This window comes from Streptomyces litchfieldiae, from assembly GCF_031845365.1.
In the GTDB taxonomy this organism is placed as follows: domain Bacteria; phylum Actinomycetota; class Actinomycetes; order Streptomycetales; family Streptomycetaceae; genus Streptomyces; species Streptomyces litchfieldiae.
On sequence record NZ_JAVREL010000009.1, the window covers coordinates 125,379 to 142,255 of the forward strand.

The 16,877-nt window shown below is 73.8% G+C and carries 12 protein-coding genes and 1 pseudogene; 6 read left to right on the forward strand and 7 right to left on the reverse strand.

The annotated features are described in order from the left end of the window. Positions 1-142: 142 nt before the first annotated feature. The 3 genes and pseudogenes from RM590_RS17015 to RM590_RS17025 all read left to right on the forward strand — a co-directional run bounded on the left by RM590_RS17015 (position 143) and on the right by RM590_RS17025 (position 4,546). Entirely contained in the window at positions 143-1,375 is a 1,233-nt protein-coding gene (locus RM590_RS17015; RefSeq protein WP_311705440.1) for a transglycosylase family protein, read from the forward strand. A gap of 195 nt (positions 1,376-1,570) precedes the next feature. Then, the gene (locus RM590_RS17020) at positions 1,571-2,383 is read left to right on the forward strand and encodes an SAM-dependent methyltransferase (RefSeq protein ID WP_311705441.1); all 813 of its coding nucleotides are present in this window, start codon (positions 1,571-1,573) and stop codon (positions 2,381-2,383) included. Continuing rightward, positions 2,380-4,546 (forward strand): annotated as a pseudogene (locus RM590_RS17025) (putative bifunctional diguanylate cyclase/phosphodiesterase). Before RM590_RS17020 ends, RM590_RS17025 begins: the two are co-directional and overlap by 4 nt. 37 nt (positions 4,547-4,583) lie before the next feature. On the opposite strand, the gene RM590_RS17030 reads toward RM590_RS17025, so the two are convergent. Continuing rightward, positions 4,584-5,762, reverse strand: coding sequence for an anhydro-N-acetylmuramic acid kinase (locus RM590_RS17030; protein ID WP_311705572.1), 1,179 nt, complete (start codon positions 5,760-5,762; stop codon positions 4,584-4,586). A gap of 151 nt (positions 5,763-5,913) precedes the next feature. On the opposite strand from RM590_RS17030, the gene metG reads away from it, so the two are divergent. After that, on the forward strand, positions 5,914-7,653 hold the full coding sequence (gene metG, locus RM590_RS17035) for a methionine--tRNA ligase (RefSeq protein ID WP_311705442.1): 1,740 nt from the start codon (positions 5,914-5,916) through the stop codon (positions 7,651-7,653). Positions 7,654-7,725: 72 nt separating this feature from the next. Here metG and RM590_RS17040 read toward each other — a convergent pair whose 3' ends face one another. The 3 genes from RM590_RS17040 to RM590_RS17050 all read right to left on the reverse strand — a co-directional run bounded on the left by RM590_RS17040 (position 7,726) and on the right by RM590_RS17050 (position 10,865). Next, complete coding sequence (locus RM590_RS17040; protein WP_311705443.1) at positions 7,726-9,126, reverse strand: sensor histidine kinase; 1,401 nt, start codon at positions 9,124-9,126, stop codon at positions 7,726-7,728. A gap of 166 nt (positions 9,127-9,292) precedes the next feature. Next, positions 9,293-10,129, reverse strand: a complete 837-nt coding sequence (locus RM590_RS17045) for an RNA polymerase subunit sigma-70 (RefSeq protein ID WP_311705444.1) — start codon at positions 10,127-10,129, stop codon at positions 9,293-9,295. Between the two features lie 10 nt (positions 10,130-10,139). Further along, a complete protein-coding gene (locus RM590_RS17050) occupies positions 10,140-10,865 on the reverse strand; it encodes an alpha-ketoglutarate-dependent dioxygenase AlkB family protein (RefSeq protein ID WP_311705445.1) in 726 nt (241 codons plus the stop codon). 314 nt (positions 10,866-11,179) lie between these two features. Here RM590_RS17050 and RM590_RS17055 point away from each other — a divergent pair, with 314 nt between their 5' ends. Then, the gene (locus tag RM590_RS17055) at positions 11,180-12,589 is read left to right on the forward strand and encodes a cytochrome P450 (protein ID WP_311705446.1); all 1,410 of its coding nucleotides are present in this window, start codon (positions 11,180-11,182) and stop codon (positions 12,587-12,589) included. 69 nt (positions 12,590-12,658) lie between these two features. Further along, a complete protein-coding gene (locus RM590_RS17060; RefSeq protein WP_311705447.1) occupies positions 12,659-13,468 on the forward strand; it encodes a tyrosine-protein phosphatase in 810 nt (269 codons plus the stop codon). 19 nt (positions 13,469-13,487) lie between these two features. Here RM590_RS17060 and RM590_RS17065 read toward each other — a convergent pair whose 3' ends face one another. The 3 genes from RM590_RS17065 to hpnD are packed head-to-tail and all read right to left on the reverse strand — an operon-like array spanning position 13,488 to position 16,875. Next, complete coding sequence (locus RM590_RS17065; protein WP_311705448.1) at positions 13,488-14,549, reverse strand: polyprenyl synthetase family protein; 1,062 nt, start codon at positions 14,547-14,549, stop codon at positions 13,488-13,490. Then, positions 14,546-15,949 (reverse strand): hydroxysqualene dehydroxylase HpnE, encoded by a 1,404-nt coding sequence (gene hpnE, locus RM590_RS17070; RefSeq protein ID WP_311705449.1) that lies wholly within the window; start codon positions 15,947-15,949, stop codon positions 14,546-14,548. The genes RM590_RS17065 and hpnE overlap by 4 nt, the downstream gene beginning before the upstream one ends. Continuing rightward, entirely contained in the window at positions 15,946-16,875 is a 930-nt protein-coding gene (gene hpnD, locus RM590_RS17075; RefSeq protein ID WP_311705450.1) for a presqualene diphosphate synthase HpnD, read from the reverse strand. Before hpnD ends, hpnE begins: the two co-directional genes overlap by 4 nt. Between the last annotated feature and the right edge of the window lie 2 nt (positions 16,876-16,877).

Genomic DNA, 16,877 nt, shown 5'->3' on the forward strand with positions numbered 1-16,877 from the left:
CGTCCCGGCTTTCACCCCTCCGAAGGCTCCCTTGCCGAGCGGATTCCGCCCCCATATCGTTGATCCGCCGTACAACTCCCGTGTTCGGGACATAACCTGGCGCGGGGCAGGGCATCAGCCGGTTTCGGGGAGGGATCCGCTCATGGCCACTCGTGGACGACACCGCCGTTACCGGCCGAGCGCGGTGTCCCGGGCCTCGCTGACCGTCACGGCGAGCGGCGCGGGCCTCGCGCTCCCGCTGATCGGGACGAGCGGCGCGAGCGCCGCGCCGGTGGAGACGTGGGAAGAGGTCGCCGACTGCGAGAGCAGCGGCCGGTGGGACATCAACACGGGCAACGGCTTCTACGGCGGCCTCCAGTTCCTCCAGAGCACATGGGAGGCGTACGGCGGCACCGAGTACGCGCCGCGCGCCGATCTGGCCACCCGCGACCAGCAGATCGCCATCGCGGAGAAGGTGCTGGAGGGGCAGGGCCCGGACGCCTGGCCCGCGTGCTCCGACCGGGCCGGCCTGACCCGGGACGGGGTGGCCCCCGACATCACCCCGGCCGCCGCGCCGCGGGAGCAGCCGCGCGCCGAGGAGACGGAAGAGGCGGCCGAGGCCGGGGAGTCGGCGCGGTCCGGCGACCTCTACGAGGTGGTCCGCGGTGACACGCTGTCCGGGATCGCCGAGGCGGAGCAGGTCCGGGGCGGCTGGCAGTCCCTGTACGAGCTCAACCGCGCGACGGTCGGCGGCGATCCGGACCTGATCTTTCCCGGTCAGCGGCTGACGCTGACGGCGCCCGCCGGGGGCGGGACGGTGACCGAGGCCCCCGCGGCGGAGCCCGAGTCCGAGCCGGAGCCTGAGGAACAGCCGCGCGAGGAGCAGGAGCCCGAGCCGGAACCGGAGCCGGAGCCCGCTGAGGAGGCGGAGCCGGCCGAAGAGCCGCAGGGCGAGCGCGCGGAGGAGCCCGCCGACGCCGCCCCGGCGGCGCCGGCCTACACCGCCCCCGTCGACGCGGGCACCGGCACCGCGTACCACGCCTCGGGCGGCTCCTGGTCGCTCGGCTATCACACCGGGGTGGACTTCCCCGTTCCCACGGGCACTTCGGTGCGGTCGGTGGCCGCGGGCGAGGTGGTGTCCGCGGGCTGGGCCGGCTCGTTCGGCTACGAGGTCATCGTCCGGCACCCCGACGGCAGGTACAGCCAGTACGCCCATCTCTCGGCGATCTCGGTGTCGGCCGGGCAACCGGTCAGCAGCGGCCAGCGCGTCGGCCGCTCCGGCTCCACGGGGAATTCCTCCGGCCCGCATCTGCACTTCGAGATCCGGACCGGCGAGGCGTTCGGCACCGACGTCGATCCGCTGGCCTATCTCCGGCAGCACGGCGTCTCGATCTGAGCGCCTTGCGGTATTCGGCCATGCGTTTGGCTTGATGTGGCGAGATTCCCGCGGCCCAATTCTGGACAGATACCCAGGTAACCACCCCGAAGGAGGATGTTGATCCTCCGTTTCCTTCCCTGATCTGGCGCAGGGTCAGTACTCTCGACCGTCTGGGGCCAATTCGCGCATATGCAGGGGACATTGGAGACGTCGATGGAACGACCCGCCTGGGCACCACAGGGCATCGACCTGTCCGTGCCCAGCGTCGCCCGCATGTACGACTACTACCTGGGCGGTTCACACAACTTCGAGGCGGACCGGGCGGCGGCGCGCCGGGCCATCGAGGCGTTTCCCGGGCTCCCCAAGATCATGCAGGCGAATCGCGCGTTCATGCGCCGCGCGGTGCGCTACGCCATGGCGCAGGGCGTCACTCAGTTCCTGGACATCGGTTCGGGCATTCCCACCTTCGGGAATGTCCACGAGATAGCACGCGACGCCGGCGACGGGGCTCGCGTCGTGTATGTGGACAACGACCCCGTGGCCGTGGCCCACAGTCGGGCCGTGCTGGCGGGAGACGACCGCGCCGACATCGTCGCGGCCGATTTCCGCAGTCCGGCCAGCATTCTGGGCAGCGAGCCGGTGACACGGCTGCTCGACCTCGAACGCCCGGTGGCGCTGCTGCTCGTCGCCCTGCTGCATTTCCTGGACAACGACGAGAAGCCGCACGAGCACGTCGCGGAGCTGCGCGACGCCCTCGCCCCGGGCAGCCTGCTCGTCCTCACGCACGCGTCCGTCGAGCGCGGCCCGGCCACGGTGGAGCAGGGCGACCGCATCTCGGACGTGTACCGCAGGGGCGGCTCGACCCTGGTGATGCGCTCCAGCGCCGAAATCGCCCGGTTCTTCGAGGGGTTCGAGCTGGTCGAGCCCGGCCTGGTCCCGTTGCCCGACTGGCGGCCCGACGGCCCGCTCGACGAGGAGGATCCCATCGTGTACAGCGGCTTCGCGGGAGTAGGACGCACAGCGTGACATCGTCGCCATCGGGGCCGGCCGGCCATCTCGACACCGACGGCAGCGCGGAGCCGCCCGACGGTGTGCGGCAGTTCGCCGCGCTGTGGTGCCGGGCCGTCTATCCGACCACCGCCACCTCGCTGACCAGACCGGAGTTCGAGGCGCTGCTGCTGCGGCTCACCCGCCAGCTCGCCGACGCGCTGAACGCGCCGGGCTTCGACGCCACCCCGGCGCGCGAGGCCGGCGAGACGCTGGTCGCGGCCCACTGCACCGCGCCGGAGGCGCTGCCGGGCATCCTCGGCGTCCTGGACTCCGAGCTGGTACGGCACTGCGCGGACCCGGCCGCGGTGCCGGCCGAGGAGGCCCGCAGCCGCTGCACCCGGCTCCAGCACGCCCTCTCCGCGGGCTTCGCCAAGGCCCTTCAGGAGCGCACCCGCACCGAGCAGGAGGCCCTTTCGCGAGCCGCGCTGGCCGCGCAGACGGAGATGGCCCTCGCGCTGCACGAGAGCGAGACGCGGTTCCGGGCGGTGTTCAAGGACGCGCCGCTCGGCATCGGCATCGCCGACATGGGCGGCAACATCCTGGACATCAACGACGCGCTCGCCCAGATGTTCGGCGGCTCCGAGTTCCAGGTGCGCAGCCGGAACATCCTGGACTGGGCGCGCTCGGAGAACTCCCCCGAGGTGACGCGCATGCAGCAGGAGCTGATGCGCGGCGAGCGCGAGCACTACCAGGTCGAGAAGTCCTACGCCCGGTCCGACGGCACCATGCTGTGGACCAATCTGACGGTCTCGCTGCTGCGCGACGCCGGGGGCGAGCCGCGCTACATGCTGGCGATGATGGAGGACGTCTCCGAGCGGCGCCTGCTCAACCTCCGGCTGCGCTACCAGGCGACCCACGACGCCCTGACCGATCTGCCCAACCGCTCGCTCTTCTTCGAGCGGCTGGAGCAGGCGCTCGCACCCGGCTCGGGCCCGTCCCGGATCGGGCTGTGCTACCTGGACCTGGACGGCTTCAAGGCGGTCAACGACAGCCTCGGCCACGCCGTCGGCGACCAGTTGCTGATCGCGGTTGCGGAGCGGCTGCAGGGCTGCGCCTCGGGCCCGGGGCAGATGCTCGCCCGCATAGGGGGGGGACGAGTTCGTCGCGCTGGTCATCGACCCGGCCACGCCGGACACCGTCACCGGGCTGGCGCGCCGGGCGCTGGAGGCGCTGGCCGTGCCCGTGGAGGTCGGCGGCCGGGAGCTCATGGTCCGCGCCAGCATCGGCATCGTCGAGGGCGCCACGCGGCATCTGACCTCGGCCGAGGTGCTGCGCAGCGCGGACATCACGATGTACCGCGCCAAGGCCGAGGGCGGCAACCGTTACGCGCTGGCCGACCCCGACTCCGACGCCCGGGCCATCAGCCGCCACCACCTCACCCACCATCTGCCCGCGGCGCTGAAGGGCTGCGAGTTCTTCATCGAGTACCAGCCGCTGGTGAAGATGGAGGACGGCAGCCTGGAGGGCGCCGAGGCGCTGGTGCGGTGGAGCCACCCGCGGCACGGCGTGCTCGGGCCGGACCGGTTCATCCCGCTGGCCGAGCACACCGGGCTGATCGTCCCGCTGGGCCGCTGGGTGCTCCAGGAGGCCGTGCGCCAGGCGTGCCAGTGGCAGGTGCGCGGCATAGGGGGCGCCCGGCCGCTGAAGGTCAACGTCAACCTGTCGCCGCGCCAGCTCCACCACCCCGAGCTCGTCGAGGACACGGTCGCGGTGCTGGAGGAGGCCGGGCTGGAGCCGAGTTCGCTGTGCCTGGAGGTCACCGAGACGGCGATGATCCGGGCCGACGAGAACGAGCTGCGGCCGTTGCGGGAGCTGGCCGAGCTGGGCGTGGGCATCGCGCTGGACGACTTCGGCACCGGGTACTCCAACCTGGCCAACCTGCGGCGGCTGCCCGCGAGCACCCTCAAGCTCGACCGTTCCTTCACCCAGGGCCTCCAGCGCGACCCCGCCGACCCCGTCGATCTGAAGATCGTGGAGGGCATCGTCTCGCTGGCCCACACGCTCCAGTTGTCCGTCACCGTGGAGGGCGTGGAGACCTCCGCGCAGGCCGAGCAGCTCCGGGAGCTGGGCTGCGACTCCGCGCAGGGCTGGTACTACGCCAGGCCCGGACCCCCCGAGCGGCTTCCGGAGGCCGTCTGACCGCGGCCCCGGCCGGTCACCGCGCGATCGCCCGCGATCAGCGCTCGATCACCAGCCGCCGCGGCGGCGGGCCGGGGTGCGGCTCGGGCAGCCGCAGCGGGCCCGCGCCCGGGGTGAGGGAGCCGAGCACCGCGCCGGAACGGGCGCCGGTGGCCGAGGGAATGGCGCCGGCCAGCCCGTGCACGGTGAGAAAGCCCAACAGGGCGAACAGATACGCCTCCTTGGCCTGGGCGGGCAGCCCGAACTTCTCGGGGCGCACCAGGCGCACCGGAGCCGCGAGCGCCCCGAGGCGGTCCATCAGCGCCGGGTTGCGCACGCCGCCGCCCGAGACGACGAGTTCGCTCAGCCCGTGCGTCCGGCAGGCGGCGGCCACCAGTTCCGCGGTCAGCTCGGTGAGGGTGGCCACGAGGTCGTCGGCGGACGGGCGGCGGTCCAGCTCGGCCAGCCGGTCGCGCAGATAGGCCGCGTGGAACAGCTCCTTGCCCGTGGACTTGGGCGGTGGCAGGCGGTAGTAGGGCTCGGCGAGCAGCCCGGCCAGCAGCTCCCGGTCCACCCGGCCGCGCGCCGCCCGGGCGCCGTCGGTGTCCATGCGCTCCGCTCCCCCGGTCGCCTCGGTGACGGCGGCGTCGATGAGGGCGTTGGCCGGGCCGAGGTCGTACGCCAGCACCTCGCCCCCGGGACCGGCGACGGTGATGTTCGCGATGCCGCCGAGGTTGAGCGCCCCGCGCACCACGCCGCCGTTCCCGTCCCCGTTTCCGCCGAGCAGCAGGAGCGAGTCGAGCATCGCGGCCAGCGGGGCGCCCTGCCCGCCGCGGGCGATGTCCCGGGTGCGCAGGTCGGAGACGACGGGCAGCCCGGTGGCCTCGGCGATCCAGGCGGCGCCGCCGAGCTGGAGCGTGCCGAGCGCGTGCCCGTCCGCCACCCAGTGGTAGACGGTCTGGCCGTGCGAGACGACGAGATCCGCGTGGCCGCCGGCCAGTGCCTGGTCGGCCCGCGCCGCGACCTCCCCGAAGAACCTCCCCAGCCCCGTGTCCAGGCGGCAGACGGCCTCCAGCGTGGTGGCGGCCGGCGGCAGGCAGGCGGTGAGCTCGGCACGCAGGCCGGCCGGATAGGGCTCGGTGTGCAGCCCGAGCGGGCGCAGCACGAGGTCCGGGCCGGCGAACGCGATCTCCCCGACGGCGGCGTCCACCGCGTCGTAGGAGGTGCCGCTGAGCATGCCGATGACCAGCCAGGACCGGTCGCGGGAAAACCTGGTGGGGGGCGCCGTCACCGGCTCGGTAGGATGACTGAAGTCCATAAACGTGATCCGTCACACTCTGTGGCCCGTCACTTTTCGCTCTTACCTCTCACCATTGGAGCATCCGAGGATGGCCCGACACCTCATCACCAGTGCGCTGCCCTACATCAACGGGATCAAGCACCTGGGGAACATGGTGGGCTCGATGCTCCCCGCCGACGTCTACGCCCGTTATCTGCGGCAGCGCGGCCACGACGTGCTGTACATCTGCGCGACCGACGAGCACGGCACCCCGGCCGAGCTGGCCGCCAAGGCGGCGGGGCTGCCGGTGGCGGAGTTCTGCGCGCGGCAGCACGACGCGCAGAAGGCCGTCTACGACGGCTTCGGCCTCGCGTTCGACTACTTCGGCCGGACGTCGTCCCGGCAGAACATCGAGATCACCCAGCACTTCGCGCGCCGCCTCAAGGAGAACGGCTTCATCGAGGAGCGCGCGACCCGTCAGGTGTACTCGCTGGCCGACGGCCGTTTCCTGCCCGACCGGTACATCGTGGGGACCTGTCCGTACTGCGGCTACGAGGCGGCGCGCGGCGACCAGTGCGAGAACTGCACGCGGGTGCTGGACCCCACCGACCTGCTCGACGCGCGCTCCGCGGTGAGCGGCAGCACGGACCTGGAGGTCCGGGAGACCAAGCACCTGTTCCTGCTCCAGTCGAAGCTGGAGAGCGAGGTCGAGGCGTTCGTCGAGGAGCACGGCACGGAGTGGCCGACCCTGGCGTCCTCGATCGCCCGCAAGTGGCTGACCGAGGGCCTGCTCGACCGGTCGATCACCCGCGACCTGGAGTGGGGCGTGCCCGTGCCCGCCGACGTCTGGCCCGAGCTGGCGGCCGAGGGCAAGGTGTTCTACGTCTGGTTCGACGCCCCGATCGGCTACATCGGCGCCACCAAGGAGTGGGCGGACGCGGCCGGCGAGGGCGAGGAGCGGGACTGGCGCTCGTGGTGGTACGAGGCCGACGAGTCCGTGCGGTACACGGAGTTCATGGCCAAGGACAACGTGCCGTTCCACACGGTGATGTTCCCGGCCACCCAGCTCGGCACCCGCGAGCCCTGGAAGAAGGTCGACTACGTCAAGGCGTTCAACTGGCTGACGTATTACGGCGGCAAGTTCTCCACCTCGCAGAACCGCGGCATCTTCGCGGACGCGGCGCTGGAGCTGCTGCCCGCGGACTACTGGCGGTACTTCCTGATGGCCGGGGCCCCGGAGTCGGACGACGCCTCGTTCTCCTGGGAGCTGTTCTCCTCCGTGGTGAACAAGGACCTCGCCGACACCCTGGGGAACTTTGTGAACCGGGTGCTCTCCTTCTCCCGCAAGCGGTTCGGCGACCAGGTGCCCGCCGGGCACGAGGCGGGCGAGGCCGAGCGCCGGCTCGGCGACGAGATCGCGCGGCTGCTCGGTGAGTACGAGCAGCACACGGAGGCGCTCCAGTTCCGCAAGGCGGCCTTCGCGCTGCGCGCGCTGTGGAGCGCGGGCAACTCGTATCTGGAGGAGAAGGCGCCCTGGCGGGAGATCAAGACCGACCCGGACGCCGCCGCGCTGACGCTGCGCACCGCGATGAACCTCATCCACCTCTACGCGGTGGTCTCCGAGCCGTTCATCCCGTTCACCTCGGAGGCGATGCGGGCGGTGTTCACGCCGGCGGGCGGCGCGGAGGAGGAGCCGGGGGGCGAGCGCTGGGTGTCCGCCGAGCAGGCGCGCGCGCTGGACGCGATCCCGGCGGGGACGCCGTTCACCGTGCCGCCGGTGCTGTTCGCCAAGATCACCGATGAGGACCTGGACTCCTACCGGGAGCGGTTCGGCGGCCAGGAGGGCTGAGCCCGGCCGCATCGAGGCGCGTTCGCCCGGCCATGTCCCCGGCGCCTTCGGGGGCATGGCCGGGCGCCGTTGTCAGTCCTCGCGCTCGTCGGAACGGCCGGTGCCCCGCTGGAACGCCGCCAGCACGCCGGGGCCGGCGCCCGTCGCGGGCGGCACGAGGTCCCGCGGCTGGGACACCAGGCGCGGCAGCGCGGGCCCCGGCAGTTGCCGGGAGCCGGGCTCCTCGGCGGTGCGGAGCGCGCGGCCGGGGACGCGGCCGGCCTCGGAGCCGTCGCCGAGCAGCGCGTGCGGCAGCACCAGCACGGCCTGGACCCCGCCGTAGATGTTGCTCTGCAACTGCACCCCGATGTCGTGCCGTTTGGCCAGGGTGGCGACGACGAAGAGCCCCACCCGGCCGTCCTCCAGCAGTTCGGTGACGTCCAGCCCCTCGGCGCCGGAGAGCACGGCGTTCATCCGGTTCTGCTCGGCGGGTGTCATGCCGAGTCCCCGGTCCTCGACCTCGATCGCCACCCCGGCCGTCACGCGCTGGACGCGCAGCAGCACCTGGGTCTGCGGGGCGGAGAACTCGGTGGCGTTCTCCACCAGTTCGGCGAGGAGGTGGATGACGTCGGCGGCGGCGTGGCCGCGCACGGTGCCCTCGACGGGCGGCACGACCTTGACCCGCCCGTAGTGCTCGACCTCCGAGACGCAGGCCCGCAGCACCTCGGACATCGGCACCGGGCGGCACCACTGGCGGCGGGAGACGGCGCCGCCGAGGACGGCCAGGTTCTCCGCGTGCCGCCGGACGCGGGTGGCCAGGTGGTCGATGTGGAACAGGCCCTTGAGCAGCTCCGGGTCCTCGACCTCCTCCTCCAGCTCGTCGAGGTATTCGATCTGCCGGTGCACGAAGGACTGGAGCCGCCGGGCCAGGTTGACGAAGACCTCGACGCGCTCGTCGCGGTCACCGGCACCCTGCATCAGGGAGGCGGCCTGGCAGACGGCGGACTCGGCCGCGTACCGGGCGGACTCGATCTCGTGCTGGAGCTGGTCCAGCGGGTCCTCGTCCGGCTCGGCGGGCGGCGGGACGTCCGGGGGCTTGATCCGTTCCCCCTGCTCGACCTTGGCCAGCAGCGCCTGGAGCTCCACCCGGCCGCGGGCCGCCTGGCGGCGCAGCGCGGCGAGCCGGGCGCCGTGCGCGCGGGCCTCGCCCGCCGCGACGGCGGCGGCGCCGGCCAGCACGACGGCGGCGAGGACCCCGGCGGCGGCCAGGACCCCGGCCAGGACTCCCGTGGGTGCGCCGGAGCCGGGCGCGGCCGGGCGTCCGTTGAGCACATAGGCGACGACCGCGGCCGCGAGCAGCGTGACCAGGGCGGCGGGCAGCACGGCCAGGCGCACCAGGCGGCGCCCGCTCCCGGGCGGCCCGCCACCGGGTCTTCCGAGGGCCGGCCGGCTGTCGCGGGCGGGGCGCGCCCCGCGGGATGGCAGGTGTGGCATGGGCGTCCTTATCGGGCGAATCACATGGGCGTAAGAGCCACGTTATGGGGCAACACCCGGGCGAACGGGCACAGTTCCGGCAATCGCCACCCCTCGCCAGCTCCCCACGGGTGACTCCGCCGGCCCCGGGGTTGACCGCACGCCTCGCACGGGCGGCAAGGCGCCGTCATCGCGCCGCCCGCGCGTACCGGGTGAGGACGGCGGGGCCGACCCACTCGGCCGCCAGGCACTCCAGGTGCGCGGGCTGGCCGTTGGCGGTCAGGTGCCTCGCCCCCCATGCCGTCCCGCGCATCGCGAACACGCGCTCCATGAACAGGCCGTAGTCGCGGCTGCCCCGGTACCACAGCGGCACCGGCGGCATCTCCAGGACCGCGTCCTCGGTGAGCAGCCGCACGAGCGCGGGGACATCCGCCGCCTCGAACGCCCGCACATAGCGCTGGATCACCGCACGCGCCTCGGGATCGTCCGGCTCGGTGACCTCGCTCACGTCACCCTCGCCGGCCAGGGCGGCCCGGGCCCGCTGCAACGCGCTGTTGACGGCCGGGACCGTCGTCCCCAGTTGCGCGGCGACCTCGGCGGTGCTGAACTCCAGAACCTCGCGGAGCACGAGCACGGCCCGCTGCCGCGCGGGCAGGACCTGCATCGCCGCCACCAGCGCGAGCCGCAGGTCGGCCCGCGCCGCCACGTCGAACCGCGCGTCGGGAAACGGCTCCAGCCAGGGAATGTCGAACGCCGGCGTGAGCGGCGCCCCGGGATCGTGGCTCGGCGCGCCCAGCCCGGACGGCAGCGGCCGCCGCGCCCGGCCCTCCAGCGCGGTCAGGCAGACGTTGGTCGCGATCCGGTACAGCCAGGTCCGCACGGACGCGCGCGTGCGGTCGTAACCCTCCCGGGCCCGCCACGCGCGCAGCATCGTTTCCTGGACCAGGTCCTCGGCGTCGGCGTACGAGCCCGTCAGCCGGTAGCAGTACGCCACCAGCTCACCCCGGTACGGTTCGAAGTCCACGGCACACCCCTCAGTCGAACCCGGCCACCCGCACCGTGACGTTGACCCGGCCGGTCAGCCCCAGTTCGGCGGGTCCGCTGCCGGGCCGGGTGCGCGGCACGCCGTGGTAGGCCAGCCGGGACGGGCCGCCGAAGACGAACGCGTCGCCGCTGAGCAGGTCGGTGTCGGTCCACGGCCGGCCCCGGCCGGCGGGCGTGCCGAAGCGGAAGACGCAGGTGTCGCCCAGGCTGAAGGAGACGACGGGCGCCGGGGAGCGCTCGTCGCTGTCCTGGTGCATGCCCATGTGGGCGTGTGCGTCGTAGAAGTTGACGAGGGCGATGTCGAACGGGTCGCCGCCCGGCTCCCGTTCGCCGGGGAAGGCGTCCGCGACCGCCTGCCGGGCCCACTCCCCCAGCCACGCCGGGAACGCCTTGACCGGCGCGCCGTCCCCGTCCACGACGGTGCGGTCGTACGCGTACGGGTACGCGTGCCGGGGACAGGCCGCCGGCAGCTCCTTGCCGGCCTTGCCGCACCGGGGACAGCGCGGCACCGGCCCCCAGTGCCAGCCCAGGCAGACCTGCTTGACGGACATCACCCCGGTCCGCGTCCGCACGGTCCGCAGCCCCGCCGGCGGCCTGGCCCACTCCCGGCAGGCGGCCAGCAGCTCCCGCTGCCGCTCCGGCGAAAGCCAGTCCGGCAGATGCACGGCACCGGGCGCCACCTCGCGCCGCTCGCGCGGAAACAGCTCACCACTCATGATCCCCATCATGCCGGACCCACCTCGAACACGTGCGCGATGGTCACACGCGTCCCCGCCCCCGAGCCGGGCACCTCGCTCAACGGCCCTGCACCGGCACTGCCGGGACCTCGCGGCCGGAGCTGCCCATAGCGCGTCCGGACGGCTACGGTGCCGTCTCCCGTGAGGGGCCCGCGTAGGCGTTCCCGGTTGTGGGCGGGCGCGCCGGACGGCGTGAGGAGTCATCCGCCCCGCGCCTCACGCCACTTGACACAAGTTCAGTACAACTCCAAGGTGGCTCACGGAGTTTCACGACTTCGAAAGGGAGCTCCTCCATGGCGTCCGCGCTCTGGCCCGAGATCGCGCGCATTCCCCATCCCCGGCACCGCGTGCCGCTGCTCGGCGACCTGCTGAGCACCCCGCCGAGCAGGCCCATACAGGGTTCCATGCGCCTGGCGCGCGAGCTGGGCCCGATCTTCCACCTCCGGGTCTTCGGACAGGACATCGTGTTCGTGTCCGGCCCCGAGCTCGTCGCCGAGCTGTCCGACGAGTCCCGGTTCGGCAAGCGCGTGGTGATGGCGGTTCGGAACCTGCGCGCCATGGTCGGGGACGGGCTGTTCACCGCGCACAGCGACGAGCCCAACTGGCGCCGCGCGCACGACATCCTCGCCCCCGCGTTCACCCGCGAGGCCATGGTGCGGTACCACCCGACGATGCTCGCCATGGCCGGCCGGCTGACCGACGTGTGGGACCGGCGCGCGGCCGAGGGCACCCCGGTGGATGTCCCGCGGGACATGACGAGGCTGACGCTGGAGACCATCGCGCACACCGGATTCGGGTACGACTTCGGCTCGTTCGAGCGCGAGGAGCCGCACCCGTTCGTCGTGGCGATGATCGGCGCCCTGCGCAACGCCCAGGCCCGGCGGATAGCTCCCCCGTTCTTCCGGCGCGCGCTCGCCCGGGCCGGCGACCGGCGCAACGCCGTGCACGTCGGCTTCATGACCTCGGTGGTGGACCAGGTCGTCGCCGAACGCACCGCCTCCGGCGACACCCGCACCGACGACCTGCTCGGGCTGATGCTCACCGCCGAGCAGCCCGGCACCGGTGAACGGCTCGACCCGGCGAACATCCGCAACCAGATCCTCACCTTCCTGGCCGCCGGCCACGAAACGACGTCCGGCGCCCTGTCCTTCGCGCTCTACTACCTGGCCAAGCACCCCGAGGTGCTGGCCCGCGCCCGGGCCGAGGTGGACGAGGTCTGGGGCACGGCGGCCGTTCCGGCGTATGAGCAGGTCAGCAAGCTGCGCTATCTGCGTCGGGTGCTGGACGAGTCGCTGCGGCTGTGGCCCACGGCCCCGGCGTTCACGCGCGGCGCCCGGATGGACACCGTGCTGGGCGGGCGGCATCCGATGCGCGAGGGAGCCTGGGCCCTGGTCATCATCCCGGCGCTGCACCGCGACCCGGTCTGGGGCCCGGACCCGGACGAGTTCGATCCGGACCGGTTTCTGCCGGAGCGGGTGCGGGCCCGGCCCGCGCATGTGTTCAAGCCCTTCGGCACCGGCGAACGCGCCTGCATCGGGCGGCAGTTCGCCCTCCACGAGGCCACGCTGGTGCTCGGCCTGCTGGTGCGCCGGTACGACCTGCACGACCACGCGAACTACCGGCTGCGGGTCTCGGAGCGCCTGACGCTGATCCCCGAGGGCTTCACGCTGACCCTGACGCGCCGCAAAAACCCCTCCGCATGACGTCACCGTACGCGTCCGGTCATCACGTATGGTCGGCCGGGGAGTGCAACGGTGACGGAGGGAGAGCTCGTGACGCAGCAGCGAACCGACGAGTCCGCGCTGACAGGGGTGCGCAATTTCCGCGATGTGGGGGGCCTGCCAACGACGGACGGGGCATGGGTGCGGCACGGCGTGCTGTACCGCAGCGGGCATCTGGCGTACGCGACCCCGGCCGACCGCGCGTTCCTGTCGGGCCTCGGCCTGCGCACGGTGTTCGACTTCCGTAACTCCGCCGACCAGGCGCTGGAGGGCCAGGACGTCCCGCTGCCCGGCGTGCGCAACGTCAATCTGCCGCTCAACGAGCCGACGGACGGCGCCGAGTTCTGGGCGCTGGTCCGGGACGGCAGCTTCGCGGCGCTGCGCGCCGAGCTCACCGACGGTCAGGGCGTGGCCATGATGATCGACTCCTACCGGGAGATGATCCTGACCCGCACCGCCGAGCACGGCCAGGTGCTGCGTACCCTGGCCGCCGGCGACGTGCCCGCGCTGCTGCACTGCTCGGCGGGCAAGGACCGGGCCGGGCTGACCGTGGCGCTGACGCTGCTGGCCGTGGGTGTGGCGCGGGACACGATCCTCACCGACTATCTGGAGTCCAACGCCCCGCACCGCCGTTACCTCGTGCGGCGCGGGGAGGCCGCGGAGGGCGCCGGGGCGGCCCTGCCGGAGGAGGTCGCGGAGCTGCTGGCCCCGCTGTTCGACGCCCGCGCCGAGTACCTGCTGGCCGCGTTCGAGCTGATGGACAGCCGGTGGGGCGGCACCGAGACCTATCTGACCGAGGGGCTCGGGCTCACGCCCGAGGACCGGGAGCGGCTGCGCGGCCTGCTGGTCACGGCCGGCTGACGCAGGGCCGCGCGGGCGGCTACTTCTGGCGGACGACCACGAAGTCGGCCAGCGCGGCGAACCGGTCGCGGACCGGGCCGGGCATGGGCACGCGGTGCAGCGCGGCGACGGCGGTGTCGTACTGGCGCCGGGCCTCGGCCTCGGTCCACTCCCGGCCGCCGGCCTCCTCGATCAGCGCGGCCCGGACGGCGAACTCGGCCTCGTCGAAGTCGTCGAACTCCGCCTGCGACTTCTTGGCGTCGGCCGTCAGCAACGCGGTCAGCCGGTCGGCGGCCGAGCCCCGGGCGGCCAGCGCCGCGACCACGGGCAGCGACTTCTTGCGCTGCCGCAGATCGCTCCAGGCCTGCTTGCCGGTGGTCCGCGGGTCGCCCCAGATGCCGAGCACGTCGTCCACGGCCTGGAACGCCAGCCCCAGGTGGTGGCCGTACAGCTCCAGGGCGTCGGCGAGTTCGTCGTCCGCCCCGCCGAGCACCGCGCCGATGGCGGCGGCACAGGCCAGCAGGGAACCGGTCTTGTTGCCCTCCATCTCCAGGCACTCGGCGACGCTGACGCGTTCCCGGTGCTCAAAGGCGATGTCCTGCGCCTGGCCGTCGACCAGCTTGCGGCTGGCGACGACCAGCCGGCGGGCGGCGCGCGCCGCGTGCGCGGTGCCGGGGTCCAGGATGACCTCGTGGGCCAGCGCGAACAGCGCGTCGCCGACGAGGATGGCCTGGGCCGGGCCGTGCACCTTCCACACGGTGTCGCGGTGCCGGCGCTGCTCGTCGCCGTCCATCAGGTCGTCGTGGAGCAGCGAAAAGTTGTGCACCAGCTCGACGGCCACGGCGCCCGGCACGCCCGTCTCGGGCTCGGCGCCCGCGGCCTCCGCGGACAGCAGCGCCAGGGCGGGCCGGACTGCCTTGCCGCTGTCGCTGTCGGCCGGGCGGCCCTGCGCGTCGATCCAGCCGAAGTGGTACGCGGCGACCGTGCTTGTGGGCGGGGCGAGGCGGCCGACCGCCTCCCGCAGGGCCGGCGCGGCCAGCGCCCGCCCGCGTTCCAGCAGTGCCGGGACGGCACCGTCGGTGTGGGGGTCAGACTGGTTCACGCGCTCTCCTCAAACAGTTCGTGCGATGTCCGCGCGCCGGCGGCGACCGCCCGGGCCGCGGCGTGCCCGCTGCGCACCGCGCCCTCCATGGTCGCCGGCCAGCCGGTGGCGGTATAAGCGCCGGCCAGGTAGAGGCCGGGCGCGCGGGTCACCGGCCCCGGGCGCAACTGCCCGACGCCGGGCGCGGGGGCGAACGTGGCGGCACGCTCGCGGGTGACGAAGAAGTCGATGACGCGCGCGCCCGCCGCGCGCGGGAGCAGCCGGGCCAGCTCCGGCAGATATCGCTTGCGCAGCACGTCCGCCGGCTGCTGGATCTCCTCGCCGGCCGCCGACTGGGACAACGCCAGGTACTGGCCGGGGGTGGCGAGTCCGGAGGCGTCGGTGCGGTCGAAGACCCACTGGACGGGGCTGCCCAGCGCGGCGAGGAACGGGCGGGGCAGCACCTTCCGGTCGTAGACGACGTGCACGTTGAGGATCGGGGCGGTGCCGATGCGCAGCAGCCGGTCCGGGTCGGGCAGCGCGCCGTCCGGCAGCAGGCCGTGCGCGGCGTCGTGCGGCACGGCCAGCACAACGGCGCCGGCGGTCAGCTCCCGGCTCGCCGCGCCCGCGGCGCCGCGGGCGGACACGGCCAGCCGCCAGCCGCCGGCCGGGTCGCGCCGCAGCGCGCGGACCCGGGTGGCCAGCAGGGTGGTGACGCCGGCCCGGCCGAGGGCGGCACGGGCGCGCGTGTCGTGCAGGTCGCCCAGCGGCACCCGGGGCACGCCGATGTCCGCCGCGCCGGGCTCGGTGAGCAGGCCGGTGCGGAAGACCATGGCGGCCAGCGCGAGGGACACGTCCCCGGCGCGGGCGTTGAGCGTGGCAACGCCGATGAGGTCCCACAGCGCCTCGATGGCTCGGTCGGTCTGGCCGCGCGCCCGCAGCCAGCTTCCGAAGTCCCGCCCGTCCAGCGCGGGATCGGCCGGGTCGAGGCCGCGCAGCGCCAGCGTGGCGCGGGCGGCGGAGGCGCGTTCGCCCGGCGAGAGGTGGGGGTAACGGGCGAGGCTGGCGGCCAGGTGCAGCGGCACGGGCAGCGCGGTGCGGCGGAGGCGGCCCAGCCGGCCCCGGGCCGCGTCCAGGACGGGCACGTCCAGACGGCGCTGGAGCGGGGCCAGCGACGTGGCGCCGATCCGCTGGAGGAAGCCGCGGTAGGCGGTGCAGCAACGGAGGTAGACGTGCTGGCCGTTGTCGACGGTCAGCTCGCCGGCGGGCGAGTCGCGGCGGAAGGAGAACGCCAGGCCGCCCAGCCGGGGCCGGGTCTCGACGAGCGTGACCTGCCCGCCGCGGTCGGCCAGCGCCAGCGCGGCGGTGATCCCCGCCAGCCCGCCGCCGACGACCACGGTACGGGGCAACCCGCCGGTCATGGCCCCTCGCGCCGGGCGACCCGGCGGGCGTCGAGGCCGGTCAGGCCGCGCACGGCGACCAGCGCCTTCTGCGTGGCGGGCAGGGCCACGCGCCCGCGCAGCACGGCGCCGGGGTCGGCCGCGATGCGGTCCAGCAGCCGGTGGTAGATCCCGGCCATGGCCGCGACGCACGCGCCGGAGCGGCGATCGAGCATGGGCAGCAGCAGGAACCCCTCGTCGAACAGCTCGCGGGCGCGCCGCACCTCGAACCGGACCAGCCCGGCGAAGTCGGCCTCCGGGCCCGGGGTGGCCAGGCCGGTGTCCTCGGGGCAGCCGAACTTCCGCAGGTCCTGGGCAGGCAGGTAGACACGGCCGTTGGCGGCGTCCTCGCGGATGTCGCGCAGGATGTTGGTGAGCTGGAGCGCGAGGCCGAGCGTGTCGGCGTACTCGGGGGCGCGGTCGGCGCCGCGGACGCCGGGCAGCAGGCCGAAGACGCCCAGCGAGAGGCGGCCGATGGCCCCGGCCACACAGCGGCAGTAGTGCCTCAGGTCCTCCCAGCTCTCATAGCTCTGGCCCCGGACGTCCATCAGCACGCCGTCGATGAGCTCGTCCAGGCCGCCGAGCGGGATGGGGTAGCGGCGCGCCGCGTGGCTGAGGGCCACGGCGACGGGGTCCGTGTCGTCCTCGCCCACGTCGCCGTCGCGCACCCGGTCGAGCAGGGCCCGGGCCTCGGCCAGCCGGCGCTCCTTGACGGCGGGGGCGAGCCGCCCGTCGCCGATGTCGTCGACCCGCCGGGCGAAGGCGTAGAGGGCGGACAGCGCCTGCCCCTTGGGGGCGGGCACCAGCCGGGCGCCGTAACGGAAGTTCCGCGCGTGCTGGGCGGCGACGGTCGTGCAGTAACGGTAGGCGGCGACGACGGCAGGGGACGGCGGTGGGCTCTTGGTCACGG

What these genes read in the sequence shown, in the direction of transcription:
- RM590_RS17015 (WP_311705440.1), top strand. Translation starts at nt 143, where the DNA reads ATGGCCACTCGTGGACGACACCGCCGTTACCGGCCGAGCGCGGTGTCC.
- RM590_RS17020 (WP_311705441.1), top strand. Translation starts at nt 1,571, where the DNA reads ATGGAACGACCCGCCTGGGCACCACAGGGCATCGACCTGTCCGTGCCC.
- RM590_RS17030 (WP_311705572.1), bottom strand. Translation starts at nt 5,762, where the DNA reads ATGCTCAGCGGCACCTCCTACGACGCGGTGGACGCCGCCGTCGGGGAG.
- metG (WP_311705442.1), top strand. Translation starts at nt 5,914, where the DNA reads ATGGCCCGACACCTCATCACCAGTGCGCTGCCCTACATCAACGGGATC.
- RM590_RS17040 (WP_311705443.1), bottom strand. Translation starts at nt 9,126, where the DNA reads ATGCCACACCTGCCATCCCGCGGGGCGCGCCCCGCCCGCGACAGCCGG.
- RM590_RS17050 (WP_311705445.1), bottom strand. Translation starts at nt 10,865, where the DNA reads ATGAGTGGTGAGCTGTTTCCGCGCGAGCGGCGCGAGGTGGCGCCCGGT.
- RM590_RS17055 (WP_311705446.1), top strand. Translation starts at nt 11,180, where the DNA reads ATGGCGTCCGCGCTCTGGCCCGAGATCGCGCGCATTCCCCATCCCCGG.
- hpnE (WP_311705449.1), bottom strand. Translation starts at nt 15,949, where the DNA reads ATGACCGGCGGGTTGCCCCGTACCGTGGTCGTCGGCGGCGGGCTGGCG.